General features: G+C 73.5%; 22 protein-coding genes. 13 read left to right on the plus strand and 9 right to left on the minus strand.

What is annotated here, in order from left to right; all coding sequences use genetic code 11:
- The first annotated feature begins 248 nt into the window (after nucleotides 1–248).
- A complete protein-coding gene (locus tag RF647_RS07040) occupies nucleotides 249–731 on the plus strand; it encodes a GyrI-like domain-containing protein (RefSeq protein WP_368811132.1) in 483 nt (160 codons plus the stop codon).
- A 67-nt stretch (nucleotides 732–798) separates the two neighbouring features.
- On the opposite strand, the gene RF647_RS07045 is transcribed toward RF647_RS07040, so the two are convergent.
- The 3 genes from RF647_RS07045 to RF647_RS07055 form a co-directional block, all read right to left on the minus strand.
- Nucleotides 799–1,140 (minus strand): YciI family protein, encoded by a 342-nt coding sequence (locus tag RF647_RS07045; RefSeq protein WP_368811133.1) that lies wholly within the window; start codon nucleotides 1,138–1,140, stop codon nucleotides 799–801.
- A 199-nt stretch (nucleotides 1,141–1,339) separates the two neighbouring features.
- Entirely contained in the window at nucleotides 1,340–2,578 is a 1,239-nt protein-coding gene (locus tag RF647_RS07050; RefSeq protein ID WP_368811134.1) for a dicarboxylate/amino acid:cation symporter, read from the minus strand.
- An 83-nt stretch (nucleotides 2,579–2,661) separates the two neighbouring features.
- The gene (locus tag RF647_RS07055) at nucleotides 2,662–3,711 is read right to left on the minus strand and encodes a hypothetical protein (RefSeq protein WP_368811135.1); all 1,050 of its coding nucleotides are present in this window, start codon (nucleotides 3,709–3,711) and stop codon (nucleotides 2,662–2,664) included.
- 12 nt (nucleotides 3,712–3,723) lie between these two features.
- Here RF647_RS07055 and RF647_RS07060 point away from each other — a divergent pair, with 12 nt between their 5' ends.
- The 10 genes from RF647_RS07060 (at nucleotide 3,724) to RF647_RS07105 (ending at nucleotide 14,570) form a co-directional block, all read left to right on the plus strand.
- The gene (locus tag RF647_RS07060) at nucleotides 3,724–4,764 is read left to right on the plus strand and encodes a hypothetical protein (RefSeq protein WP_368811136.1); all 1,041 of its coding nucleotides are present in this window, start codon (nucleotides 3,724–3,726) and stop codon (nucleotides 4,762–4,764) included.
- Entirely contained in the window at nucleotides 4,757–5,761 is a 1,005-nt protein-coding gene (locus RF647_RS07065; protein ID WP_368811137.1) for an HAD-IIA family hydrolase, read from the plus strand. Before RF647_RS07060 ends, RF647_RS07065 begins: the two co-directional genes overlap by 8 nt.
- Nucleotides 5,758–6,012, plus strand: coding sequence for a hypothetical protein (locus RF647_RS07070; protein WP_368811138.1), 255 nt, complete (start codon nucleotides 5,758–5,760; stop codon nucleotides 6,010–6,012). Before RF647_RS07065 ends, RF647_RS07070 begins: the two co-directional genes overlap by 4 nt.
- Nucleotides 6,009–6,755, plus strand: a complete 747-nt coding sequence (locus RF647_RS07075; protein WP_368811139.1) for a TlyA family RNA methyltransferase — start codon at nucleotides 6,009–6,011, stop codon at nucleotides 6,753–6,755. Before RF647_RS07070 ends, RF647_RS07075 begins: the two co-directional genes overlap by 4 nt.
- A 123-nt stretch (nucleotides 6,756–6,878) precedes the next feature.
- Nucleotides 6,879–7,940 carry an NAD kinase gene (locus tag RF647_RS07080; RefSeq protein ID WP_368811140.1) on the plus strand — a complete coding sequence of 354 codons (1,062 nt, stop codon included), beginning with the start codon at nucleotides 6,879–6,881 and terminating at the stop codon, nucleotides 7,938–7,940.
- Nucleotides 7,937–9,649, plus strand: coding sequence for a DNA repair protein RecN (gene recN, locus RF647_RS07085; RefSeq protein WP_035924075.1), 1,713 nt, complete (start codon nucleotides 7,937–7,939; stop codon nucleotides 9,647–9,649). Before RF647_RS07080 ends, recN begins: the two co-directional genes overlap by 4 nt.
- 54 nt (nucleotides 9,650–9,703) lie before the next feature.
- Nucleotides 9,704–11,428 (plus strand): CTP synthase, encoded by a 1,725-nt coding sequence (locus RF647_RS07090; protein WP_368811141.1) that lies wholly within the window; start codon nucleotides 9,704–9,706, stop codon nucleotides 11,426–11,428.
- Nucleotides 11,429–11,566: 138 nt separating this feature from the next.
- Complete coding sequence (locus RF647_RS07095) at nucleotides 11,567–12,220, plus strand: NUDIX domain-containing protein (protein WP_368811142.1); 654 nt, start codon at nucleotides 11,567–11,569, stop codon at nucleotides 12,218–12,220.
- An 83-nt stretch (nucleotides 12,221–12,303) separates the two neighbouring features.
- Complete coding sequence (locus RF647_RS07100) at nucleotides 12,304–13,248, plus strand: site-specific tyrosine recombinase XerD (RefSeq protein ID WP_368811395.1); 945 nt, start codon at nucleotides 12,304–12,306, stop codon at nucleotides 13,246–13,248.
- Nucleotides 13,249–13,376: 128 nt separating this feature from the next.
- Complete coding sequence (locus RF647_RS07105; RefSeq protein ID WP_368811143.1) at nucleotides 13,377–14,570, plus strand: D-alanyl-D-alanine carboxypeptidase family protein; 1,194 nt, start codon at nucleotides 13,377–13,379, stop codon at nucleotides 14,568–14,570.
- Nucleotides 14,571–14,684: 114 nt separating this feature from the next.
- On the opposite strand, the gene RF647_RS07110 is transcribed toward RF647_RS07105, so the two are convergent.
- Genes RF647_RS07110 through RF647_RS07125 form a run of 4 tightly spaced genes read right to left on the minus strand, consistent with a single transcriptional unit; the run spans nucleotide 14,685 to nucleotide 19,034 of the window.
- Entirely contained in the window at nucleotides 14,685–15,827 is a 1,143-nt protein-coding gene (locus RF647_RS07110; RefSeq protein ID WP_368811144.1) for a bifunctional 2-methylcitrate synthase/citrate synthase, read from the minus strand.
- A gap of 37 nt (nucleotides 15,828–15,864) precedes the next feature.
- Nucleotides 15,865–16,773: a methylisocitrate lyase gene (gene prpB, locus RF647_RS07115; RefSeq protein ID WP_368811145.1), complete on the minus strand. Its 909-nt coding sequence runs from the start codon at nucleotides 16,771–16,773 to the stop codon at nucleotides 15,865–15,867.
- 4 nt (nucleotides 16,774–16,777) lie between these two features.
- The gene (locus tag RF647_RS07120) at nucleotides 16,778–18,298 is read right to left on the minus strand and encodes an MmgE/PrpD family protein (protein ID WP_368811146.1); all 1,521 of its coding nucleotides are present in this window, start codon (nucleotides 18,296–18,298) and stop codon (nucleotides 16,778–16,780) included.
- Nucleotides 18,299–18,356: 58 nt separating this feature from the next.
- Nucleotides 18,357–19,034: a GntR family transcriptional regulator gene (locus RF647_RS07125; RefSeq protein WP_368811147.1), complete on the minus strand. Its 678-nt coding sequence runs from the start codon at nucleotides 19,032–19,034 to the stop codon at nucleotides 18,357–18,359.
- 219 nt (nucleotides 19,035–19,253) lie between these two features.
- Here RF647_RS07125 and RF647_RS07130 point away from each other — a divergent pair, with 219 nt between their 5' ends.
- Nucleotides 19,254–21,209, plus strand: coding sequence for an AMP-binding protein (locus RF647_RS07130; protein WP_368811148.1), 1,956 nt, complete (start codon nucleotides 19,254–19,256; stop codon nucleotides 21,207–21,209).
- 22 nt (nucleotides 21,210–21,231) lie between these two features.
- Here RF647_RS07130 and RF647_RS07135 read toward each other — a convergent pair whose 3' ends face one another.
- Entirely contained in the window at nucleotides 21,232–21,945 is a 714-nt protein-coding gene (locus tag RF647_RS07135) for a response regulator (RefSeq protein ID WP_017834265.1), read from the minus strand.
- Complete coding sequence (locus tag RF647_RS07140; protein ID WP_368811149.1) at nucleotides 21,942–23,573, minus strand: ATP-binding protein; 1,632 nt, start codon at nucleotides 23,571–23,573, stop codon at nucleotides 21,942–21,944. The genes RF647_RS07135 and RF647_RS07140 overlap by 4 nt, the downstream gene beginning before the upstream one ends.
- Nucleotides 23,574–23,743: 170 nt before the next feature.
- Here RF647_RS07140 and RF647_RS07145 point away from each other — a divergent pair, with 170 nt between their 5' ends.
- The gene (locus tag RF647_RS07145; protein ID WP_368811150.1) at nucleotides 23,744–25,183 is read left to right on the plus strand and encodes a cation:dicarboxylase symporter family transporter; all 1,440 of its coding nucleotides are present in this window, start codon (nucleotides 23,744–23,746) and stop codon (nucleotides 25,181–25,183) included.
- Nucleotides 25,184–25,248 lie beyond the last annotated feature (65 nt).

Consider the following 25,248-nt stretch of genomic DNA (forward strand, 5'->3'; position numbering starts at 1 on the left):
GACACCGCCGGACCACACCACCAGGGTCGAGCCCCCGCACACCGTGCGGGGGCTCCCCGCATTTAACACCCATTGCCGGCGCGAGCTCTACGGCACAGGCCCTCATCGCACGGTGAGGGCCTGTCCGCGTCCCAGGGCCCCACTGCCGCCGGCGGAGTGAGCCGGACCCGCGGTACGGCCCCCGCTCCACGGACCGACCGCTGTCCGTCACAGAAGCGCGGGAACGGCTCTCGGCGCATAATGCGGGCATGGATGCGACCGACGATGAGTCCGAGACCCCGAAGGTGATGGAGCAGGACGAGCAGCCCACGGCGGTGGTGACGGGGACGGTGGCCATGGGCGAGCTGCGGGAGTTCTTCGACCGCGCCTTCGGCGAACTGGGACAGGCGATGGCCGACGGGGCGTTCGAGCCGACGGGTCCTCCGATGGCCGTCTACCACGGGGTCCCGGCGGAGACGGTGCACCTGGAGGTGGGTTTCCCGGTGCAGGAAGAGGTCTCCCCGAAGGGCGCAGTGGTGGCGGGCCGGCTGCCTGCCTCTCGCGTGGCGACGTCCGTGCACCGCGGCAACTACGACGACCTCGGACGATCCTGGCAGCATCTGGCGGAGTGGGCGGGGGGGCAGGGCCTCGCCCTCGGCGACCGCATGTGGGAGGTCTACGTGACCGAGCCGCGGCCGGGGGACGACCCTGCCGACATGGTCACCGAGCTCCACTGGATGCTTCGTCCCTGATATCCCACGGGCCGCTCGGCCCACGGCCGGGGAAGGCCGCGTGCCCAGGGCCCCGGGACTGTCCTCGTCAACTGGCCGGGTCGTACCCGAACTGCCGGAGTTCCTGCGGGCAGCGGCAGGCGGCGGCGAACGTCGCGGCCCACTCGAGTGCCGCCTCCCGCGAGGGCAGCTCGAGAACGGTGTAGCCGCCGTTGGTCGCCTCGTGGCGCGGATGCGTGCCCTCGGTGACGGTGCCGTCGGCGGCCACGAGCACCGGGTCCACGTCCTCGTCGATCCCGCCGCCGAAGACGTACACGCCCGCCGCCTTGGCCTCCTCGATGACGGCGTGCGAGGCCTCCACCACCGACTCGAAATCCTGCTCGGGGACCACCATGGCCTCACTCGGGAACGAGATCAGGTACTTCGTCATGGAAGGACTCCTCTGCTCCGGCGGCGCCGTCCCTCGGCTCCTCGGCGGGGCACCGCACGGGTGCCCCGCCCGATTATGGCTCCGGCGCCGGACCTCGGGTCAAGGCGGAGCTTCGAGAGCGGCCCGCGGCATCCGGTCGTGCGGGAGCGTCCGGGCGGACGCTTCCGACCTCCGCCCCGCCGTGGAAGGAGCCGGACGACTACCGAGCGGTCTGTGCGTCCGACAGTGTCAGCTTCGCCGGGATCTCCTGCGCGGATCCGGCCATGGTGCGCCGGCCGATGAGCTTGTTCATGACCACGGCGATGGCGCCGTCCCCGGTCACGTTCGTCGCGGTGCCGAAGGAGTCGATGGCGATGTACGTGGCGATCATCAGCGCCACCGCGGTCTCGTCGAAGCCGAGCATGCCCTGGAGCAGACCCACGGCGGCCATGATCGCCCCGCCGGGAACGCCCGGGGCGGCGACCATCGTGATCCCCAGCATGAGGATGAAGCCCACGTAGGCCACATCGTCGATCGGGGTGCCGGTGATGGTCATGACAGCCGTCGAGAACAGCACGATCTTCAGGGTGGACCCGGAGAGGTGGATCGTTGCGCTCAACGGGATCACGAAGCCTGCCACGGACGGGCGGACGCCGTTGGCCTCCGCGCACCTCAGGGTGACCGGGATGGTCGCGGCGGAGGACGACGTGCCCAGCGCTGTGGCGTAGGCCGGAAGCATGTTCTTCAGCAGGGTCGCGGGGTTGCGGCCCACGTAGATCCCCGCGACGACGTACTGGGCGACGAGGAGCACGACGGACAGGGCCAGGGCGACGAGCACCACCTTCGAGAAGGTGGCGACGACCACCAGGATCTGTCCGTTCATGGTGAGGCCCATGAACATCCCGAAGATGTAGAGGGGCAGCAGCGGGATGATGACCAGCTCCACGATGCGCATGATGATCCGACGCAGGTCGTCCATGCTCCGGTGGAGGGTGTCACCCGATATGAGGGTGATGCCCACCCCCAGGCAGAAGGCCAGGAGGAGCGCTGTCATGACGCCGAGCACGGGTTCCATCTCGAGCGTGAAGAAGCCGGCGAGGGCGCTCTCCTCCGGGTTGGCCAGGGCGTCGACGTCGCGCTCCCCGTCCAGCAGCCACGGGTATCCGGCGCGGGCGACGGCGAAGGCCAGCAGACCGGAGAGGACGGTGGAGGCGTACGCGATGGCGGCGGTCACGCCGAGCCACTTGCCGGCCCCTCTGCCGAGGTCGCCGATGGCCGGGGTGACGAGACCGACGATCAGCAGCGGGACGATGAAGCCGAGGAAAGCGCTGAAGAGGCCGTTGAACGTCAGGAAGACCCGGGCGAGCGGTTCGGGGAAGAACAGACCGCAGGCGACGCCCAGGACGATGCCGAGCAGCACGCGCACCAGGAGGTGGGACGTGAGGGGTTTTTTGGACATGAGCCCATCATCCGACGAGGGGCCGGCCGGGGACGAATCGGGACAGAGGGTCGTCGGACCTGCTTATACAATGGGAACGATCATCATGGCGGACCGTTCTCCGGCCACCGCCGACATCCACGAGAGCCGACCGGCACCGCGTCGGCACAGAGGAGCGGTACGTGTCCGAGTCTTTCCAGCACGGGTCCCGGGACGAGCGTCGGAACGGACATTCCGGCGACCGCCGGTCCGGCGGAGGAGCCGGGCGCGAGGGCGACCGGTCCGGCGCTCAGCCCCGACGCCGTTTCGACGAGGGGCGGCGCGGTCCGGCTCGCGACGGCGAGGCGCGCGGACGCAACTCCGAGGACCGCGGAGCCGCCGACCGGCCCGGCCGCGACCGTCGGGACGACCGCAGTGGCGGGTACGCGCCGCGCGGTGACCGGCGGGACGACCGGCCGGGTGAGCGGGGGCCGCGCCGTGAGGGCGAGGGTCGCCGCGACGATCGGCAGGACGAGCGTCGTGGTGGGTACGCCCCGCGCGGTGACCGTCGCGATGATCGCCAGGAGGACCGTCGTGGTGGGTACGCCCCGCGAGGAGGCCGTCGCGATGACCGCCAGGACGAGCGTCGTGGTGGGTACGCCCCGCGCGGTGACCGGCGGGACGACCGGCCGGGTGAGCGGGGGCCGCGCCGTGAGGGCGAGGGCTACCGCGGCCGTCGCGATGACCGCCAGGACGACCGCCAGGACGACCGCCAGGACGACCGCCGCGGCGGGTACGCCCCGCGAGGAGGCCGTCGCGATGACCGCCAGGACGAGCGTCGTGGTGGGTACGCCCCGCGCGGTGACCGGCGGGACGACCGGCCGGGTGAGCGGGGGCCGCGCCGTGAGGGCGAGGGCTACCGCGGCCGTCGCGATGACCGCCAGGACGAGCGTCGTGGTGGGTACGCCCCGCGCGGTGACCGGCGGGACGACCGGCCGGGTGAGCGGGGGCCGCGCCGTGAGGGCGAGGGCTACCGCGGCCGTCGCGATGACCGCCAGGACGAGCGTCGTGGTGGGTACGCCCCGCGCGGTGACCGCCGCGGCGGATTCCCGGACCGCGACGAGGGCTACCGGAGCCGGCGTGACGACCGGGACGACGTCTCGACCCACCGTCACCGGGCACCCGAGGTGGACGAGGACATCACGGGTCGCGAGCTCGACAAGCCGACCCGTGCCCAGCTGGGGGCGCTCGAGCCGCGCAACGCCGAGGCCGTCGCCAAGCACCTGGTCATGGCCGGGCGCTACCTGCTCGACGTCCCCGAGCTCGCGCTCGAGCACGCACAGGCCGCGGGACGGCGCGGCGGCCGCATCGCCGCGGTGCGGGAGGCGACCGGCGTCGCGGCGTACGAGGCGGGTGACTACGCACTGGCGCTCAAGGAGCTGCGCACGTTCCGCCGGATGACCGGAGCCGACATCCACCTGCCCCTGATGGTCGACTGCGAGCGGGCCCTCGGACGCCTGGACAAGGCCGTGGAGCTCGCGACGTCCGAGGCCGTGCAGTCGCTCGAGCCCAGCGAGAAGGTGGAGCTGGCCATCGTCCTGGCCGGCATGCGCCGGGACCAGGGAGACGCCCAGGGTGCGGTGGACGCGCTGAGCATCCCGCAGCTGGACAGGAACCGGGGCTTCCCGTACAGCCCCCGGCTGTTCCGTGCCTACGCCGAGGCCCTGCGGGGCGTAGGGAGGGACCGCGAGGCCCTGACCTGGGACCGGCAGGCCGTGGTGGCCGAGGCCGCCCTCGGGACGGGGCAGTTCGCCGAGCCGGAGATCGTCGACTTCGACGACGAGGAGGAGACCGAGCAGGTGCCGGCCGGCGGCGTCGTCCTGGCCGACGCCGAGGAGACGGCCCAGGACCCGACCTCGGACCCGGCGGACGCACCGGTCCCGGACGCGGCCGAGGTCGCCGGCGACGATCCGGGCCTCGACCCCGACGGCGGGGCGGACGACGAGACCGAGGACGTGCTCGACGAGGGCACCGAGGAGGAACCGGACCTGGAGCCGGACGACGAGGCGGAGGGCTCGGAGCACGACCTGGACCCGGACGACGACTTCGAGGGCGGCTCCGAGGCCGATCTCGACCCGGACGACGACGCGGATCTCACGGACCTCGGCGGCGACGACGCGAGTGACGAGGCGAGCGACGGCACGGACGGCGGCCCGCAGCGTGGCTGAGCGGCTGCTCGACCGGTACGACGCCGTCCTGAGCGATCTGGACGGCGTCGTCTACGCCGGCCCGCACGCCATCCCCGGCGCACCGGAGGTCCTCCGCCGGATCTCCGCGGACGGCGTGCCCGTGGTGTTCGTGACGAACAACGCCTCGCGCTCCGTCGCGACGGTCGCCGAGCACCTGACAGAGCTGGGCGTGCCCACGGGCCCGGACGGCGTGGTGAGCGCCGCGCAGGCGGGAGCCGAGCTCCTGGCGCAGCGGGTCCCGGCCGGCACCGCGGTGCTCGTCACCGGCTCCCAGGCCCTGGCCGACGTCGTCGCGGAGGCCGGGCTGGTCCCGGTCCGCGCCCAGTCCGACGAGCCCCGCGCCGTGATCCAGGGCTTCGACCCCGGCCTGGGCTGGGCCGAGCTGGCCGAGGCCGCTTACACGCTGGCCGACCCGGACGTGCTGTGGGTCGCCACCAACACCGACCGCACCATCCCGCAGGCCCGCGGTCTGGCGCCCGGCAACGGCACGCTCGTGGCCGCCGTGGCGGCCACGACGGCGCGGCCGCCGGTCGTGGCCGGCAAGCCGGAGGCCCCCATCTTCCGCACCGCCGCCGAGCGGGCGGGCAGCGCCCGGCCCGTGGTGCTGGGGGACCGGCTGGACACCGACATCCGGGGCGGCATCGCCGCCGGCTTCGCGACGATCGCGGTCCTCACCGGGGTGGACACCGTGTACACGATCCTCGCCGCGTGCACCGCGGAGCGCCCGGACCACGTCGTCGGGACCCTGCACGCGCTCTTCGAGCCGTACCCCGACGTCGAGGTCTCGTCCTCGGCCGGAGCGCACTCCGCGCGCTGCGGGGCGGCGGAGGCCGAGACCGACGGCACGCGGCTGCGGATCCGCGGCGCCCAGGACGACCTCGACGCCTGGCGGGCCGCGTGCGCGGCCTGGTGGGCGGCGCACCCCGACACCGACGTCCCCGTGGTTCCGGACCCCGAGTGGGAGGCGGGCGAGTGACCGGGGGCGCCGGGGCGCAGCGCGCGGCCGGGGACGACGGCCCAGCCCTGCGCCCGACCGGTCACGCCCGGGTGGACGCCGTGCTGGACCGTGCCGGTGAGCTGGAGGCGCTGCCCGTCGCGGAGCACCCCGGCCGCTACGACGAGCTGCACGCGGCACTCGTCGCCGAGCTCGACGCCGAGCCCGGCACGGTCCCCGCCGGCCTCGCGCCGCGACCCGGCACCGGACAGGAGGAGGCGGCGCACCGGTGAGCTCCCGTCTCGACCAGGAGCTGACCGCGCGGGCGCTGGCCCGCTCCCGCACGATCGCCGCCCGGTGGATCGGCGAGGGCCGGGTCCTCGTGAACGGCCGCCCCGTGACCAAGCCCTCCGTCCGGGTCGGCCCCGAGGACCTGCTGGAGGTCCGGCCCGCGGACGTCCCGGACTACGTCAGCCGGGCCGGGCACAAGCTCGCCGGAGCGCTCGCGGCCTTCCCGGACATCGACGTGGCGGGCAAGCGGTGCCTCGACGCCGGCGCCTCGACGGGCGGGTTCACCGACGTGCTGCTGCGGCGGGGCGCCCGGGAGGTGGTCGCCGTGGACGTGGGCCACGACCAGCTCGACCCCTCGCTCCGGGCAGACCCCCGGGTCCGGGTGCTGGAGGGCATGAACGTGCGCTGGATGCGCCCCGAGGACATCGGCGGCCCGGCGGAGCTCACGGTCTGCGACCTGTCCTTCATCTCGCTCACCCTGGTCCTGGAGCCGCTGGCGGCGGCCACGGTGCCGGGCGGTGACCTCGTGCTCATGGTCAAGCCGCAGTTCGAGGTCGGCGCCGAACGCCTCGCGCGCACGGGGGTGGTCACGAGCGAGCAGGAGCGGGCCCGGGCCGTCGAGGCCGTGGCCGCCGCTGCCCGGACCCACGGACTGTCGGTCCGGGGCCGGGAGCGCAGCCCGCTGCCGGGGCAGGACGGCAACCACGAGTTCTTCCTGTGGTGCCGCCGGGACCAGCCGTCCTGACTGTCCCCGCCCTCGCGTAGGGTGGTGAGCGGTGCCCGGTCCGCGGGCACGGCGTGCGCCACGGGCCGGTCCCGGTCCTGACGACGCCCGCGCGCACCGAGCAGTCGAGAACGGGAGGACCCGGTGAGCAGAAAGATCCTGGTCATGGCCCACATGGGCCGGCAAGAGGCCAAGGACGCCGCCCGCGACTCCTGTCTCCAGCTGCACGAGGCCGGCCTGGTGCCGGTGATCTCGCGGGCGGACCTCGAGGCGCTCCAGGAAGACGCGGAGCCGCTCGCGCCCGTGGAGGTCATCGAGGAGGACGTCTCCCTGCGGGAGATCGAGCTCGTCATGGTGCTCGGCGGGGACGGGTCCATTTTGCGCGCCGCCGAACTGGTGCGCAGCGTGGACACCCCGCTGCTCGGGGTCAACCTGGGCCACGTGGGCTTCCTCGCCGAGAGCGAGCGCTCCGACCTGCGCGAGTCCGTGGAGGCCATCGTGGACGGGCGCTACACGGTGGAGCAGCGCATGACGATCGACGTCACCGTGTGGCAGGGCGAGAAGAAGGTCCTGCACACCTGGGCGCTGAACGAGGCCTCGGTGGAGAAGGGCGACCGCGAGAAGATGGTCGAGGTGGTCATCGAGGTGGACCGCCGGCCGCTGAGCACCTTCGGGTGCGACGGCGTGGTCCTCGCCACCCCGACCGGCTCCACCGCCTACGCGTTCTCCGCGGGCGGGCCCGTGGTCTGGCCCGAGGTCGAGGCGCTGCTCATGGTGCCCCTCAGCGCCCACGCCCTGTTCTCCCGGCCCCTGGTCATCTCCCCGAACTCCATGATGGCCGTCGAGGTCCTCACCCGCACCGACGCCCGCGGCGTGCTGTGGTGCGACGGCCGCCGGACCACCGAGCTGCCGCCGGGCTCCCGGATCGAGGTGGTGCGCTCCCCGAAGGCGGTCAACCTCGCGCGGATGCACCTCACCCCCTTCTCGGAGCGGCTCGTGCGGAAGTTCGAGCTGCCCACGAGCGGCTGGCGGGGGCCGGTGCCCCCGCACGAGGCGGCCGCGGCGCGGACCACGGCCCTGCCCACCGTCCGCGGCGACGAGGCACAGGAGCAGCAGAAGTCCACCGTCGGGCACGAGATGCCGCACGAGCCGGACGCCCCGGCGCCCACTGCACCCGCGACGAGTCCGGGGAGGCCGGCTGAATGATCGAGGAGATCCGCATCCACGACCTCGGGGTCATCACCGACGCCGTGCTGCCCCTCGGCCCGGGGCTGAGCATCCTCTCCGGTGAGACCGGCGCGGGCAAGACCATGGTGGTGACCGCCCTCGGGATGCTGCTGGGCAACCGCTCCGACGCCGGCGCCGTGCGCTCCGGGGCGCCCAAGGCCGTCGCCGAGGCCGTCGTGCGGGTGCCGGCCGGCCATCCCGCCGCGGTCCTCGTCGAGGACGCCGGCGGCGCGGTCGACGTCGAGGCCGTCGGGGACGCCGAGGAGGCCCTCGTCACCGTCGCGCGGACGGTGACCGCGGAGGGGCGCAGCCGCGCCCACGTCGGTGGCCGCTCCGCTCCCGTGGGCACCCTCTCCGCGGTGGGCCAGACCCTGGTCGCGGTGCACGGCCAGTCCGACCAGCTGCGGCTGAGGTCCCCGGCCGCCCAGCGCCACGCCCTGGACCAGTACGCGGGGGAGGAGCTGGCCGCCGAGCTGCGCCGCTACCGGGAGCGCCTCGCCGAGTACCGCTCCGTGCAGCAGACCCTGCGCGAGGTCACCGAGCACGGCCGCGAACGTGCCCTCGAGGCGCAGAGCCTGCAGGGCGCCCTCGAGGAGATCGACGCGGTGGACCCCCAGCCCGGCGAGGACGAGCGCCTCGACCAGGAGAGCCAGAAGCTGACCAACCTCGAGCAGCTGCGCGCCGCCGCCCTCACGGCCCACGCCGCTCTCAGCGGCGGGGAGTTCGCCGACGCCGACACCCCGGACGCGACCGCCCTCGTGGCGGCGGCGCACCGGGCCCTGGAGCAGGAGGCCGGCTCCGACCGTGATCTCGAGGAGCTGTCGGGGCGGGTCGCCGAGCTGGCCGTGCTCGTCAACGACATCGCCGCGGACCTCTCGGGCTACGCCTCGGGGCTCGACGACGAGGGCCCCGCCCGCCTGGCCGAGGTGGAGTCCCGGCGGGCCAAGCTCAAGTCCCTGACCCGCAAGTACGGCGCCACCGTGGACGAGGTCCTCGACTGGGCGGGGCGCTCGCGGGCGCGCCTCGACGAGCTCACCGACGACCCCGCGCGGGAGCAGGAGCTCCGGGCGCGGCTCGAGCAGCTGCACGCCGAGCTGAGCGAGCTGGCCGCGCGGATGACCGAACGGCGCCGGGACGCCGCCCACCGGCTCTCCGGGGCCGTCAGCTCCGAGCTCACGGCGCTGGCCATGCCCAACGCCTCCCTCGTCATCGAGGTCGAGCCCACCGAGGAGTTCTCCGGCCACGGGAGGGACGAGATCTCGTTCCTCCTCAGACCGCACGCCGCCGCCGCACCCCGGCCCCTCGGCAAGGGCGCCTCCGGCGGCGAGCTGTCCCGCCTCATGCTCGCCATCGAGGTGGTCCTCGCCGCCGTGGACCCCGTGCCCACCTTCGTCTTCGACGAGGTGGACTCGGGCGTGGGCGGCAAGGCCGCCGTGGAGATCGGCCGCCGGCTGAAGATGCTCGCCCAGCACGTCCAGGTCCTCGTGGTCACGCACCTGCCGCAGGTCGCGGCGTTCGCCGACCAGCACATCCTCGTCACCAAGAGCACGGACGCCACGGTCAGCGACGTGCGCGTGCTCGACGCGGAGGAGCGCGTGGTGGAGCTCGCCCGCATGCTCGCCGGCCACGAGGACTCCGCGGCGGCCCGTGAGCACGCCCGGGAACTCGTCCGCGGCGCGGTGCTCTGAGGTGCCGCCGCCCGGTGATCCCCAGCACGCAACCGACGTCCTGAGCGGACAAGAATGATAGGGTCGAATTCCGTGGTGAATGCAAACGAAGCCGCCCACGAGGCCGGCGCACAGCAGACCGAAAACCAGCGACCGGGCAAGGTGACCCGCCAGATCTTCGTGACGGGCGGCGTGGCCTCCTCCCTCGGCAAGGGCCTGACGGCCTCGTCCCTCGGGATGCTGCTGCGGGCGCGCGGGCTCTCCGTGACGATGCAGAAGTTGGATCCGTACCTCAACGTCGATCCGGGCACCATGAACCCCTTCCAGCACGGCGAGGTCTTCGTGACCGACGACGGGGCGGAGACCGACCTCGACATCGGCCACTACGAGCGGTTCCTCGACGAGAACCTCGACGCCTCGGCGAACGTGACCACCGGACAGGTGTACTCCACGGTCATCGCCAAGGAGCGCCGCGGCGAGTACCTCGGGGACACCGTCCAGGTCATCCCCCACATCACCGACGAGCTGAAGAACCGCATGCGCCGCCGCGCGCAGGGCGAGGACCAGCCGGACATCATCATCACCGAGATCGGCGGCACGGTCGGCGACATCGAGTCCCAGCCGTTCCTCGAGGCCGCGCGTCAGGTCCGCCAGGACGTCGGCCGCCGCAACGTGTTCTACCTGCACGTCTCGCTGATCCCGTACATCGGGCCCTCGGGCGAGCTGAAGACCAAGCCGACACAGCACTCCGTGGCGGCGCTGCGCGGGCTCGGCATCCAGCCGGACGCACTGGTGCTGCGCTCCGACCGGCAGGTCCCCGACACGATGCTGCGCAAGATCGGCAACGCCTGCGACGTCGACCACGACGCCGTGATCTCCTGCCCCGACGCCCCGAGCATCTACGACATCCCCCGGACCCTGCACACCCAGGGGCTCGACACCTACATCCTCGACTACCTGGGGCTGGACTACCGGGACGCGGACCTGGCGCAGTGGGAGCGGCTGCTCAAGGCCGTGCACGAGCCCTCCCACTTCGTCACGGTGGCCATGGTCGGCAAGTACATCGACCTGCCGGACGCCTACCTGTCGGTCTCCGAGGCCCTGCGGGCCGGCGGCTTCGCCAACGACGCCCGCGTGAAGATCAAGTGGGTGGCCTCGGACCTGTGCGAGACGCCGGAGGGCGCCCAGCGCGAGCTCGGCGACGTCGACGCGATCTGCGTCCCCGGGGGCTTCGGCATCCGCGGCATCGAGGGCAAGCTCGGCACCCTGCGCTTCGCCCGGGAGCACCGCATCCCGACCCTCGGGCTGTGCCTGGGCCTGCAGTGCATGGTCATCGAGTTCGCCCGCTCGGAACTCGGCCTGGCCGGGGCCTCCTCGAGCGAGTTCGAGCCGGAGACCGCCCACCCGGTCGTGGCGACCATGGACGAGCAGAAGCAGTTCGTCGAGGGAGCCGGCGACCTCGGCGGCACCATGCGGCTCGGCCTCTACGACGCGCAGCTGCGGCCCGGGTCCGTCGTGGCCGGCGCCTACGGCTCCACCGAGGTCAAGGAGCGCCACCGCCACCGCTACGAGGTCAACAACGAATACCGCGAGCGCCTCGAGGAGGCGGGGCTCGTGATCTCCGGAACCTCCCCGGGCGGCACCCTCGTGGAGTTCGTGGAGCTGCCCGCCGACGTGCACCCGTACTACGTGGGCACCCAGGCGCACCCCGAGCTCATGTCCCGCCCGACCCGCCCGCACCCGCTGTTCGACGGGCTCGTCAAGGCGGCCCTCGAGCGCCGTGAGGCCGAGGGCCGCTGAGCCCCCGCCCGTCACCGCACGGGCGTCCCGGTGCAGGCGCCGGTCCTCGCGAGGACCGGCGCCTGCACCGTCTCCCCACCCGCACCCCGCCCGCCGCTCCCGTCGCCCCGCGACGGCGGCCGCTCCGAAAGGGACCCCATGGACATCCGCCACCTCGCACCCGAGGAGCTCTCCGACCAGCTCAGCGACCGCCGCACGGTGTCCTCCGAGACGGTCTACGAGGGCTTCATCTGGGACGTCCGGCGCGACGAGTTCGAGCTCGCCCGGGGGGAGGACCCGCTGCGGCGCGACTACATCACCCACCCCGGCGCTGTGTCCGTGCTCGTGCTCAACGACCACGACGAAGTGTTCCTGATCAACCAGTACCGCCGGCCGGTCGGGATGACCATGTGGGAGATCCCCGCCGGCCTGCTCGACGTCGAGGGGGAGGACCCCGCCGTGGCGGCCCAGCGGGAGCTCGCGGAGGAGGCCGATCTGCGGGCCGAGCGCTGGGACGTGCTCGTGGACTTCCACAACAGCCCCGGTTCCTCCTCGGAGGCCAACCGGATCTTCCTGGCCCGTGGTCTCAGCGACGTCCCCGACCACGAGCTCCACGAGCGGGACGGCGAGGAGGCGGAGATCCACGGGGCGTGGGTCCCGCTCGACGGCGCGGTGCGGGCGGTGCTGGAGGGCCGGCTGAACTCGCCCGCCGCGGTGATCGGCGTCCTCGCCGCCCACGCCGCCCGGGCGGAGGGCTACCGGTCCCTGCGCCCGGCCGACGCCCCGTGGCCCGGTCACCCCGACCTCCGGTGACCGGCCTCCCCACCGACGGGACGTCCGGGACCTCGCCCGGCGCCCCGTCCGGTGACCACCCCGGCGACGCGTTCGACCGCGCCCTGGAGCGCTATCTGCAGCACCTGGCTGTCGAACGGGGCCTGGCCGCCAACACACTGGCCGCCTACCGCCGGGACCTGCGCCGCTACGCCGAGCACCTCCGCGAGCGGACGGACCCGCCCGTGACCACCCTGGAGGGCATCACCACCGGTCACGTGCGCGACTTCCTCCGGGACCTGTCCGCCGGGTCGCTGGACAGCGAGCCCCTGAGCACCCGCAGCGCCGCCCGCACCCTTGTGGCGGTCCGGGGCGCCCACCGGTTCTGGGTCCTCGAGGGGATGACGCGCACGGACCCCGCGGCCCCCGTCCAGCCGCCCACGCCCGGGATGCGCCTGCCCAAGGCCGTCCCGGTCGAGCAGGTCACCGCGCTGCTCGAGTCGACCGGCACCGACACCCCCCAGCAGCTGCGCGACCGGGCGCTGCTGGAGCTGCTCTACTCGACGGGCGCCCGGATCTCGGAGGCGACCGGCCTCGACGTCGACGACCTCTCCCGGGCCGTGCGCCGCAGCGGGGAACCGGAGGAGAGCGGAGCGGGGATGCCCTTCGTGCGGCTGTTCGGCAAGGGCGGCAAGGAGCGGATGGTGCCGCTGGGCTCGTGGGCCGTGCGCGCCGTGGACGAGTGGCTCGTGCGGGGCCGGCCCGCGCTCGCCGCCCGGGGACGAGGCACCCCCGCGCTGTTCCTCAACGCCCGGGGCGGGCGGATCAGCCGCCAGACGGCGTGGACCACGGTGAAGAGCGCGGCGGAGCGGGTGGGCCTGGGCGACCGGATCACCCCGCACACGCTGCGGCACTCCTTCGCGACCCACCTCCTCGAGGGCGGCGCCGACCTGCGGGTCGTCCAGGAGCTGCTCGGCCACGCGTCGGTCAGCACCACCCAGGTCTACACCCTGGTGACCGTCGACTCCCTGCGCGAGGTCTACGCCGCCGCCCACCCCCGCGCCCGGTAGCCGGGGCGGGTCACCGGCAGCGCGTCCCGGAGGGGTCACACACGCGCCGGTGCTATCGGGAAGGCCTGCCGGCGGCCTAGCCTGGACGCACGCCCGAGCGCTCCGCTCGGCGGACGGACGGGGACGTCATGCGCGAGACCACGCGGCACAGCACACGGCAGACCACGCAGCCCGGCACGCGCAGGACCGGGCGGACGGGCCGGACGCTGCTCGTCCTGCTGTTCGCCCTGGGACTGGCTCTCCCGGGGCTCGGCACCCCGGCGTTCGGGGCCACGGCGATCCAGGCCGAGCACCAGCGGCTCGGGGGAGCGGACGGCCGGCTCGGCCGGGCCCTGGGGGCCGAGCGGTGCGGGCTCGTCCGGAGCGGCTGCTACCAGAAGTTCGAGCGTGGGACCATCCACTGGTCCCCGCGGACCGGGGCCCGTCCCACGTGGGGTGCGATCCGTGCGGCGTGGGCCGCGCAGGACCACGAGCGGGGGCCGCTGGGCTACCCCGTGAGCCGTGAGGTGTGCGGACTGCGCGACGCCGGCTGCCACCAGGCCTTCGAGGGCGGGGTCGTGGTGTGGTCGCGGCCGAGCGGGGCGCATCCCACCGGCGGCGGCATCCGGGCGGCCTGGCTGCGCCACGGCGCAGAGCACGGCGCCCTGGGGTATCCGGTCTCGGCGGAGTCCTGCACGGGCGGCGGCTGCCGGCAGACCTTCCAGCGCGGGTCCGTCAGCTGGACCCGCGGCGCCGGGACCCGGGTGGTCCGGGAGATCGACCGTGCCGCGTCGGTGTACGTCGTCGTCAACAAGCGCCGCCCCCTCGACCCGGCCGATCACGTGCCGCGCCCCCTCGAGTCCATGGGCGGGCAGCTCCTGCGAGCGGACGCCGCCGCGGCGTTCCGGCGGATGCAGCGGGCCGCGGCGGCGGACGGGGCGCCCCTGACCGCGGTCAGCGGCTACCGCTCCTACGCCACGCAGGCCGGCCTCTACCGCGACTACGTGGCGCGCTACGGGCAGGCGCAGGCGGACCTGATCTCGGCGAGGCCGGGTCACAGCGAGCACCAGACCGGGCTGGTCATGGACATCGGCGACCCTAGCGGGGAGTGCGGTCTGCAGAGCTGCTTCGAGGGGACCCCGGCCGGGGCGTGGGCGCGCGAGCACGCCCACGAGCACGGCTTCGTCGTGCGGTATCCCCGCGGCCGGACCGCGACCACCGGCTACGCCTACGAGCCGTGGCACCTGCGCTACGTCGGCGTGCACGTGGCCTCCGGCATGGTCGACCAGGACATCCCCACGCTCGAGCACTACATGGGGCTGCCCGCGGCGCCCACCTACTGAGCCCGCCGCGTCCCGCGCGGACGTCTCCCGTCCGGACGGTCGCGGGACGGGGGCAGGCCGGCGGGGAGGGACGGGCCGGGGGCGGGTCCGCGGACCCGCCCCCGGCCCGTCGCGCTACAGGTGCCGCTCGTCCGGGCCGTTGTACTCGGACAGCGGGCGGATCAGGGAGTTGGCGGCCACCTGCTCCATGACGTGCGCGGTCCAGCCGGTGATCCGGGCGGCGACGAACAGCGGGGTGAACGTGGGGATGTCGAAGCCCATGAGCCAGTAGGTGGGACCGGCCGGGTAGTCGAGGTTCGGCTTGATGCCCTTCGCCTGGTCCATGGACCGCTCGAGCCCGTTGTACAGGCCCAGCAGCTCGCCCCGGCCGTAGTGGGCGACCATCGTGTCCAGGGCCGCCTTCATGGTGGGCACCCGCGAGTCACCGTGCTTGTACACGCGGTGGCCGAAGCCCATGACCTTCTTCTTCGCCGCCAGGGCCTCGTCCATCCAGGCCTTGGCGCGGGCCTCGGCCTCGGCCTCGGTCTCCTCCTTGCGGATGCCCAGCTCCACGAACGTCTCCATGACGGCCTCGTTGGCCCCGCCGTGCAGCGGCCCCTTGAGCGCGCCGATGGCGGCCGTGACCGCCGAGTGCAGGTCCGACAGGGTCGAGGTCACCACCCGGGCCGTGAACGTCGAGGCGTTGAAGGAGTGCTCGGCGTAGAGGATCATCGACACGTTGAACGCCTCGACGACCTCGGGGTCGGCCTCCTCGCCGAAGGCCATCCACAGGAAGTTCGCCGAGTAGTCGAGGTCGTCGCGCGGCTCCACCACGTCCTGGCCGCGGCGGCGACGCTGGTCGTAGCAGACGACGGCGGGCATCGCCGCGAACAGCTTCTGCGCCTTGGCCAGGTTCGCCGCAGGGGTGGAGTCCTCGGCCTGCGGGTCCTGGGCGCCCAGGACGGAGGCCGCGGTGCGGCAGACGTCCATGGGGTGGCAGGTGGTCGGCAGGGCGTCAATGATCGCCTTGAGCTCGGGCGTCAGCGCCCGGTGCTCCCGCTCCCGGGCCCGGAACTCCGCCAGCTCCTCGTCCGTGGGCAGCTCGCCGTTCCACAGCAACAGGGCGACCTGCTCGAAGGAGCAGTTCGCCGCGAGCTCCTGGACGGGATATCCGCGGTAGAGCAGGGAGTTGGTGTCCGGGTTGACCTTGGAGATGGCCGTGTAGTCGGCGACGACGCCGGCCAGTCCCTTGTGGACCTCGCTCTGGGTCTCGGTCATGGTGGTCTCCTTCACGTGGTCGGTGCGGTGGGTGCGGTCAGTGGTGCAGTCCGGGGACCTCGAAGTCGAAGACCCCGGAGTCGAACTGGTTGTACCCGTTGTAGTCCACCAGCTCGTAGAGCCGGGCGCGAGTGAGCATCTCCGGCACGGCCGCCTCCTGGGTGCCGTCGGTGCGGAGGGTGTCCAGCACGCGCTCCATGGCGCCCAGGGCGGCGCGCATCAGGGTCACCGGGTAGATGATCATGTTCACCCCGGCGTCCTGGAGCTGGTCGGCGGTGAACAGCTGCGACTTCCCGAACTCGGTCATGTTCGCCAGGATCGGCACGTCCACCGCGGCCCGCATCGCCTCGAACTCCGAGAGGTCGGCCATCGCCTCGGGGAAGATCGCGTCCGCTCCGGCGTCCACCAGTGCCCGGGCCCGGTCGGTGGCGGCGTCCAGGCCCTCGACGCCGCGGATGTCGGTGCGGGCCATGATTAGGAAGTTCGGGTCCCTGCGGGCCTCGGCGGCGGCCCGGATCCGCTTGACGGCGGTGGCCAGGTCCACGACGTTCTTGCCATCCAGGTGGCCGCAGCGCTTGGGGTTGAACTGGTCCTCGATGTGGCACCCGGCCAGGCCGGCGTTCTCGAGCTCCTGGACGGTGCGGGCCACGTTCATGGGCTCGCCGAAACCGGTGTCGGCGTCCACGAGGCACGGCAGGTCGGTCACCCGGGCGATCTGCCCGGCCCGGGCAGCCACCTCGGACAGGGCGGTGAGCCCGATGTCGGGGAAGCCCAGCTCGTTGGCGAGCACGGCCCCGGAGATGTAGACGCCGTCGAAGCCCTGCTCCTGGATCAGTTTCGTGGACAGCGGGGTGTAGGCGCCGGGGAAGCGGACGGTGCGGGGGCCGGCCAGCATCTCGCGCAGGGCGATCCGCTTGGCCTCGGGGGTGGTGGTGGAGAACAGCATGGCTCTAGAAGATTCCCTTCGTGCCGGTGCGCAGGTCGACGGAGGCGGTGACGTTGAGGGCGTCGAGCTCGCCGGCGCCCAGGGCCGGGAGGTTCTCGGCGGCGGCGATGAAGCGCTCCAGCTCGTCGTCGGCGACGATCCCGGCGGCGAGGGTGCGCAGCTTGGTGACGTACTGCTCGCGGGCGAACGGGCGGGCGCCCAGCGGGTGGGCGTCGGCCACGGCGATCTCCTCGACCACGGTGGAGCCGTCGGTCAGGGTGATCTCGGCCCGTCCGCCGAAGGCCTTCTCGGCCGGGTCCAGGGAGTGGTAGCGGCGGGTCCACTCGGCGTCCTCGGCCGTGGTGACCTTGTTCCACAGGGCCACGGTGTCGGGCCGGCCGGCGCGCTCGGGGGCGTAGGAGTCCACGTGGTCCCAGTGCCCGTCTTGGAGCGCGACGGTGAAGATGTAGGGGATCGAGTGGTCGAGGGTCTCCCGGGTGGCCGTCGGGTCGTACTTCTGCGGGTCGTTGGCCCCGGAGCCGATCACGTAGTGGGTGTGGTGGGAGGTGTGCAGCACGATGCGCTCGATCCGGGCCGGGTCGGCCAGCTCGGGGCGCTCGCGGTGCAGCTTGCGGGCCAGGTCGATCCAGGCCTGCGCCTGGTACTCCGCCGAGTGCTCCTTGGTGTAGGTGTCCAGGATCGCGGCCTTGGCCTCGCCCGGGGCCGGCAGCGGCACCTCGTAGGCGGCGCCGGGGCCGTCCAGCAGCCAGGCGATGACCCCGTCCTCGCCCTCGTAGATGGGGGTGGGGGAGGTCTGCCCGCGCATCGCGCGGTCCACGGCCTCCACGGCCATCTTCCCGGCGAAGGCCGGGGCGTGGGCCTTCCAGGTGGAGATCTCGCCCTTGCGGGACTGGCGGGTCGCGGTGGTGGTGTGCAGGCCCTGGCCGATGGCGTGGAAGACCGTCTTCACGGGAAGGCCGAGCAGGGTGCCGATTCCGGCCGCCGCGGACGGGCCGAGGTGGGCGACGTGGTCGATCTTGTGGGCGTGCAAGCAGATGGCCTTCACGAGGTCCACCTGCAGCTCGTAGCCGGTGGCGATGCCGCGGACCAGGTCGTGGCCGGTGGCCCCCACGTGCTGGGCCACGGCCAGGATCGGCGGGATGTTGTCGCCGGGGTGGGAGTACTCGGCGGCCAGGAACGTGTCGTGGTAGTCGAGCTCGCGCACGGCCACGCCGTTGGCCCACGCCGCCCACTCGGGGGAGACCTTGCGCGTGGCGGTGTCCACGCCGTAGAGGCCCGAGCCCGTGCCGCCCGGGGTCGGCACATGGGCCAGGGCCTGGTCCCGGGCGGAGACGATCGGTGCCCGGTTGAGCGAGGCGATCGCCACCGAGGCGTTGTCCAGGACCCGGTTGATCACCATCTCCGTCACCTCGGGCGTGACCTCGACCGGGTCCGCGGCGACCTCGGCCATCTTCCAGGCCAGCTGCTCCTCGCGGGGCAGGTTGTCCTTGGACGGGTGGACGCGCACGGAATGGAGAACGGTCATGGGAGTTCCTCTCGTGGAGACGGACGACCGCCGGCAGCGGTCGAAGGGGTGTCCGCGCTCAGCCGGCGGCCTCGAGCGGGGGAGCGGGCTGGACCCACTCCCGGACAGGGGTGGTTAGGACGGCCTGCAGCGAGTTGGCCAGGTGCACACGGGTCGCCGCCTCGGCGAGCTCCTCGGAGCCCTCCGCGACGGCGCGGGCGATCTGGGCGTGCTCGGCGGCGGCGCGCGCGAGCCGGTCGGGGTTGGTGCGGGAGAGCTTGCGCACCCGGGCCAGGTGCAGGCGCAGGGAGCGCTGGGCCGCGGTGAGGTACGGATTGGCCGTGGCCTCGTCGATGGCCCGGTCCATGCGCTCCACGAGGTCGTAGTACCCGGCCCGGTCGATGCCCGGCCCGTGGAGCTGGGCCACGACCGCCTCGAGCTCGGCGGCCAGCTCCTGGAACGCGACGGGGTCGCGGCGCCGGGCGGCCAGCCGGGCCGCCCGGCAGTCGAGGGCCTCCCGCAGCTCGAACAGGGCTCGGACGTCCTCGAGGGAGACCTGGGAGACCACGACGCCGCGGCCCCGGTGCGCCTCCGCGAGACCGTCGGCGGTGAGCCGGCTGAGGGCCTCGCGGATCGGCGTGCGCGAGATGCCGAAGCGCTCCGACTGCTCGACCTCGCCGAGCACCTGGCCCGGGAGCAGCCGCCACTCGACGATGTCCTCGCGCAGGGCCTCGTAGGCGCGGTCGCTGGCTCGCACGGCTCCCTCCTCGCTCTTGTCGCCCGCGACAGGGAGTGCGCCGCGGACTCTGGGTGACAGGCATCACAATGCACGAGCATTGTATACACAGTTCGGTGCAGATGACGAGGGATTTGGTCCCGCTCGGCTTGATCGTGCATCTGTGTATACAGAGGTCTTGTCGTGTGTGACCTGCACCACTAGGGTGTCCGGCAGGACCGCAACACCTGGGAGGGACCCATGAGCACCGACCACCGAACACCGCCGCCGGCCGAGGGCTACGCGGAGGTCTACCGCCGCAGCGTGCAGGACCCGGTGGGGTTCTGGCTCGACGCCGCCCGCGCCGTGGACTGGGTGCGCGAGCCCACCACCGCCCTCGACGACACCGCCGCCCCGCTCTACCGATGGTTCCCCGACGGCGAGCTCAACACCTCCTACAACGCCCTCGACCGGCACGTGGAGGCCGGCCACGGCGAGCGCACCGCGCTCGTCTACGACTCCGCCGTGCTGGGGGTCCAGGAGAGGTTCAGCTACGCGCGCCTGCGGGACGACGTCGCCCTGTTCGCCGGGGCGCTCGCCGCCCGGGGGGTGGGCAAGGGCGACCGGGTGCTCGTCTACCTGCCGATGATCCCGCAGGCCGTCGTGGCGATGCTCGCCTGCGCCCGGCTGGGCGCGGTGCACTCGGTGGTCTTCGGCGGGTTCGCCCCGAAGGAGCTCGCCTCCCGCATCGACGACTCCCGGCCGGTCGTGGTGGTGACCACGACCGGCGGGGTGGAGCCGAAGCGGCGGATCGAGTACATCCCGGCCATCGAGGAGGCCCTGCGGATCGCCGAGCACGCCCCCGGGGCGGTGCTGGTGCACGAGCGCCCGGGGTTCGAGACGACGCTCGAGGACGCCCGGGGCCGGGCCGGGGCCGGCGGGCAGCCGGCCGTCGAGTGGCTCGACTGGGCGGAGGCCGTCGAGGGCGCCGAGCCCGCGGCGCCCGTCCCGGTCGCGGCCACCGACCCGCTCTACGTTCTGTACACCTCCGGGACCACCGGGACCCCCAAGGGCGTGGTCCGCGACAACGGCGGGCACGCCGTGGCCCTGACGTGGTCCATGCGCCACATCTACGACGTCGGCCCCGGCGAGGTGATGTGGACCGCGTCCGACGTCGGCTGGGTGGTGGGCCACTCCTACATCGTCTACGGCCCGCTCCTGGCCGGCGCCACGACCGTGCTCTACGAGGGAAAGCCCGTGGGCACCCCGGACGCCGGGGCGTTCTGGCAGCGCGTCGAGGACCACGGCGTCAAGGTGCTGTTCACGGCGCCCACGGCCCTGCGGGCCATCCGCCGGGCGGATCCCGAGGGAGAGCTGGTGCGCCGGCACGACATCGGCTCCCTGCGGGCCCTGTTCGTGGCGGGGGAGCGGCTCGACCCGGAGACGTACCACTGGGCCGCCCGGGTGCTGGGCGTCCCGGTCGTCGACCACTGGTGGCAGACGGAGACGGGGTGGGCCATCTGCGCCAACCCCTTCGGGATCGAGCGGCTGCCCCTGAAGGCCGGCTCGCCGTCCGTGCCGGTGCCGGGTTACCGGGTGGAGATCCTGGACCCGCTGGGCCGGCCGGTGGAGACCGGCGAGGAGGGCAACATCGCCCTGCGCCTCCCGTTGCCGCCGGGCACGCTCCCCACGCTGTGGGGCGACGACCAGCGGTTCGTGGACTCCTACCTCAGCGCGTTCCCCGGCTACTACGCCACGGGCGACTCCGGCCACGTGGACGAGGACGGCTACGTCTACGTCATGGGGCGCACCGACGACGTCATCAACGTCTCCGGGCACCGCCTGTCGACCGGGGCCATGGAGCAGGTCCTCGCCTCCCACCTGGCGGTGGCCGAGTGCGCCGTGATCGGGGTGGGGGACCCGCTGAAGGGCCAGCGGCCGTCCGGGTACGTGGTGCTCAAGACCGGCGCCGACGTCCCGCCGGAGCAGCTCCGGGAGGAGCTCGTGGCGCTCGTGCGCCGGCAGATCGGGGCGGTGGCGGACTTCAAGGACGTGGCCGTGGTGGAAGGGCTCCCCAAGACCCGCTCCGGGAAGATCCTGCGCAAGACCATGCGGCAGATGGCCGACGGCGAGGACTACACCGTGCCCTCGACGATCGAGGACGCCTCCGTGCTGGAGGCCCTCGAGAGCGTGCTGCGCCCGTCGAGCGGTCGGTGACGCCCCGGCGCGCGGCACGGGGTCAGCGGCCGGGGGAGACGTCCTGCCCGGCCCAGCCGTACTCGAGCTCCGGCCGCCCGGGGGTGCCGTGGCGCGGGCGGCGCTGCACGAGGCCCCGGGCCGTCAGGTGCTCGAGGTAGCGCCGCGCCGTGACCCGGGACAGCGTGCTGCGCTCGGCGACCTCACCGGCCGAGAGCCACTCCCCGCCCCGGATCAGCGCGGTGACGGACTCGAGGGTCTGCGGGGACAGGCCCTTGGGCGCGTCCGGGCGGGTGGGCGCGCCCAGGGCCGCGAACGCGCGGTCCACCTCCGCCTGGCCCACCGTCCCGGCCGCGCCCAGGGCGGAGCGGTAGCGCCGGTAGGCGTCGAGCTTCTCCTCGAACACGGCGTAGGTGAAGGGCTTGATGAGGTAGCCGACCACGCCCAGTGTGCTCGCGGCCCGGACGGTCGCCACGTCCCGGTGCGCCGTGATCACCAGCAGGTCCACCGTCTCGCCGCGGGCGCGCAGGGTCCGTGCCACGTCGAGACCGGACATGTCCGGCAGGTTCACGTCCAGCAGCACCAGGTCCACGGGTCGCCCCGCCCGCCGGGCGGCCTGCACGGCCTGCACGGCCGTCCGCCCGGACACGGCGGTGGCGGCCGCCTCGAAGCCCGGTGAGCGCTCGACGTACTGGGCGTGGGCGGCGGCGGTGAGCGGCTCGTCGTCGACGACCAGGACGCGGACCGGCGCGCTCACGGGGCCCGCCCCGCCGCGGCGTCGCGGGCCACCGGGACGGTCACCGTGAACACGGCCCCGCCGTCGTTGCGGTGCTCGATCCGCGCGCCCCACCGTTCGACGACCTCCCGCACCAGGTGCAGGCCCACGCCGCGGCCCTCCGGGCCGGCCGGCTTCGTGGTGACGCCGAGCTCGAACACCTCCCGAGCGAGGTCGTCGGGGACCCCCATCCCGGTGTCGGCGACGGTGATCACGACCGCGTCCCGGGCGGGGTCCGCGGCGTCGGGCGCCCGGGCGATCTCGACCTCGACGACCGGACGGACCCGGTCGGCGTTGGCCGCGGCGGCCTCGACGGCGTTGTCGACGAGGTTGCCGACGAGGGTCACGAGGTCGGCGGGGGAGACGGGGATCCGGGGCGCGTCCGGGTCGACGACGACCTCCAGCTCCACGCCGCGCTCGTGGGCCGCGGCGGTCTTGCCGACCAGCAGGGCCGCGAGGAACGGGTCGTCGAGGTGGGCGAGGAGGTCGTCGGACAGCACCCGGGTGCGCACCATGTCCGCCGAGGCGAAGCCGAGGGCCTCCTCGTCCCGGCCGAGCTCCAGCAGGGAGACGACCGTGTGCATGCGGTTGGCGTGCTCGTGGGTCTGGGCCCGCAGCGCCCCGGCCAGCGCCGCGGTGGCGCGCAGCTGTCCCGAGAGCCGCGAGATCTCGGTGTGGTCCCGCAGGATCACGATCGTGCCGCGCCCCGCGAGCGCTCCGCGGGCCGGGAGGGCCGAGACGATGAGGGTGCGCTCCCCGACCACGAACCACTGCTCCTGCACGGGCGCGCCGGCGCGCAGGAGGACCGCCAGCGCGTCCGGCAGGTCCAGGTCCGCGATGGGGAGGGGCTCGTGCCGGGCCGGTCCCGGGGCCGCCGGCGCCCGGACCCCGAGCAGCTCCCGCGCCCGGGCGTTGAGCACCTGCACCGCGCCGGTCGTGTCCACGAGCAGGAGGCCCTCCGTGGCCTCGTTGAGCACGGCGTCGTGCAGCGCGTGCACCTGGGCGAGCTCCTCCGGCCCCCAGCCGTGGGTGACCCGGCCCAGGTACCGGGAGCCGAGGGCCGCGACCGTCGCTGACGCGGCCAGCAGCAGTAGCCCGACCAGGAGCACCGCCGGCAGCTGGGCGAGCGCCTGCTGCGAGACGGCCTCGAGGAGGACACCGGTGGCCACGAGCGCCACGACCGTGCCGTTCCCGTCCCGGACCGGGGCGATCGTGCGCACGGAGGGGCCGAGGTTGCCGCGCTCCGTGCTGGTCCAGGTCTCCCCGGCGAGCGCGTGCGAGCGGTCCCCGCGGTAGGCCTCGCCGACCGAGGAGGGCAGGGGGTGCGTCCAGCGGGTGCCGTCCGGGGCCATGATCGTGACGAAGTCGAGGTCCGTGTCCGCGAGCAGCCGGTCCGTGAGCGGCTGCAGCACGGCGTGCGGGTCCGGCCCGCCCACCGCCTCGAGCACGTACGGGTCGTCCGCGAGGGCCGTGGCGAGGACCCGGGTCACCGCCTCGGCGCGGTCCACGACCGCGCCGCGCTCGTGGGCGAAGAGGACCAGGGAGACGGCGAGGGTCACCAGCGCGACGACGGCGAGCTGCATCAGGAAGAAGCGCCGGGCCAGGGACATGTGCGCTCCTTGATCTCCCGGTCGTCCCTCCCTCGGTTGTGGTGGGCGTCACGACCATTATGACCACAACACGACAGGGCGCCGGGCCGCGGTGAGACTCGTCACATCGGCCCGATCCCGGGCCCCGCGCACCGCCCCACCGCACCGCCCATCCAAACCGGAGGACAAGCATGGCCACCGTCGCCACGGACCCCGTCGACCCGCAGCCGCCCGCCCAGAAGCAGAAGAAGGACAGGACGCACTACCTGTACGTCTTCGTGATCGTCGCCGTCGTCGCCGGCGCCGTCCTGGGCCTCGTGGCCCCCGAGTTCGCCCGGACGCTCAAGCCGGTCGGCACCGCGTTCATCGCCCTGATCAAGATGATGATCGCCCCCATCATCTTCTGCACGATCGTCCTGGGCGTCGGCTCCATCGCCAAGGCGGCGACCGTCGGCAAGGTCGGCGGCCTGGCCCTGGCCTACTTCATGGCGATGTCCACCATGGCACTGGGCATCGGCCTGGTGGTGGGCAACCTCATCCACCCGGGCGAGGGCCTGAACATCCAGGGCTCGGAGTACGAGGTCACGGACACGGGCCACGGCGACGGGGAGGGCGGGACCATCGGGTTCCTGCTCGGCATCATCCCCACGTCCCTGCTGTCCTCCCTGACCGAGGGCAGCATCCTGCAGACCCTGTTCGTGGCGCTCATCGTGGGCTTCGCGCTGCAGCAGATGGGCTCGGCCGGCAAGCCCGTGCTCAAGGCCGTCGGCTACGTCCAGGCCCTGGTCTTCCGGATCCTGGTCATGGTCATGTGGGTCGCCCCCATCGGGGCGTTCGGCGCGATCGCCGGTGTGGTCGGCGAGACCGGCGTCCAGGCCATCGTCTCGATGGCCACCCTGATGATCGCCTTCTACCTCACCTGCGTCCTGTTCATCGTGGTGGTCCTGGGCGGGCTCCTGAAGGCTGTCACGGGGATCAACATCTTCCGGCTCATGAAGTACCTGGGCCGCGAGTACCTGCTGATCTTCTCGACCTCCTCCTCCGAGGCGGCCCTGCCCCGGCTCATCGCCAAGATGGAGCACGTGGGCGTCTCCAAGCCCGTGGTCGGCGTCACGGTCCCGACCGGCTACTCCTTCAACCTGGACGGCACCGCCATCTACCTGACCATGGCCGCCCTGTTCGTCGCCTCCGCGATGGGCAGCCCGCTGGCCATCGGCGAGCAGATCTCCCTCCTGGTGTTCATGATCATCGCCTCGAAGGGCGCCGCCGGGGTCACCGGCGCCGGCCTGGCCACCTTGGCGGGCGGCCTGCAGTCCCACCGCCCCGACCTGGTCGACGGGGTCGGCATCATCGTCGGCATCGACCGCTTCATGTCCGAGGCCCGCGCCCTGACCAACTTCACCGGCAACGCCGTGGCCACTCTGCTGATCGGCAAGTGGACCCGCGAGATCGACCTCGTCCAGGTGGAGCGCGTGCTCTCCGGCCAGGACCGGTTCGACGAGTCCACCATGGCCGCCCACTCGCACGGCACCGCCGAGGACCGGCCCGCCGCCGAGCCCGCTCCCGGGGCCCGGGTGGAGGACTCCGTCGCGGAGAAGGTCGAGGCCGCGGCCGGCGCCGGCGCGCGCTGACCCGTACCCGCACCGGGACCCGTGTCCGGCCCGCGCCCGCCGTGCCCCCTCGGGGGCGCGGCGGG

This window comes from Kocuria sp. CPCC 205263 (assembly GCF_040981075.1).
Taxonomy (GTDB): Bacteria; Actinomycetota; Actinomycetes; order Actinomycetales; family Micrococcaceae; genus Kocuria; species Kocuria rosea.

Coding starts and splice junctions, on each gene's coding strand:
- RF647_RS07050 (WP_368811134.1), bottom strand. CDS start 2,578: ATGTCCAAAAAACCCCTCACGTCCCACCTCCTGGTGCGCGTGCTGCTC.
- RF647_RS07120 (WP_368811146.1), bottom strand. CDS start 18,298: ATGACCGTTCTCCATTCCGTGCGCGTCCACCCGTCCAAGGACAACCTG.
- recN (WP_035924075.1), top strand. CDS start 7,937: ATGATCGAGGAGATCCGCATCCACGACCTCGGGGTCATCACCGACGCC.
- RF647_RS07110 (WP_368811144.1), bottom strand. CDS start 15,827: ATGACCGAGACCCAGAGCGAGGTCCACAAGGGACTGGCCGGCGTCGTC.
- RF647_RS07090 (WP_368811141.1), top strand. CDS start 9,704: ATGATAGGGTCGAATTCCGTGGTGAATGCAAACGAAGCCGCCCACGAG.
- RF647_RS07040 (WP_368811132.1), top strand. CDS start 249: ATGGATGCGACCGACGATGAGTCCGAGACCCCGAAGGTGATGGAGCAG.
- RF647_RS07095 (WP_368811142.1), top strand. CDS start 11,567: ATGGACATCCGCCACCTCGCACCCGAGGAGCTCTCCGACCAGCTCAGC.
- RF647_RS07045 (WP_368811133.1), bottom strand. CDS start 1,140: ATGACGAAGTACCTGATCTCGTTCCCGAGTGAGGCCATGGTGGTCCCC.
- RF647_RS07140 (WP_368811149.1), bottom strand. CDS start 23,573: ATGTCCCTGGCCCGGCGCTTCTTCCTGATGCAGCTCGCCGTCGTCGCG.
- RF647_RS07130 (WP_368811148.1), top strand. CDS start 19,254: ATGAGCACCGACCACCGAACACCGCCGCCGGCCGAGGGCTACGCGGAG.
- RF647_RS07145 (WP_368811150.1), top strand. CDS start 23,744: ATGGCCACCGTCGCCACGGACCCCGTCGACCCGCAGCCGCCCGCCCAG.
- prpB (WP_368811145.1), bottom strand. CDS start 16,773: ATGCTGTTCTCCACCACCACCCCCGAGGCCAAGCGGATCGCCCTGCGC.
- RF647_RS07105 (WP_368811143.1), top strand. CDS start 13,377: ATGCGCGAGACCACGCGGCACAGCACACGGCAGACCACGCAGCCCGGC.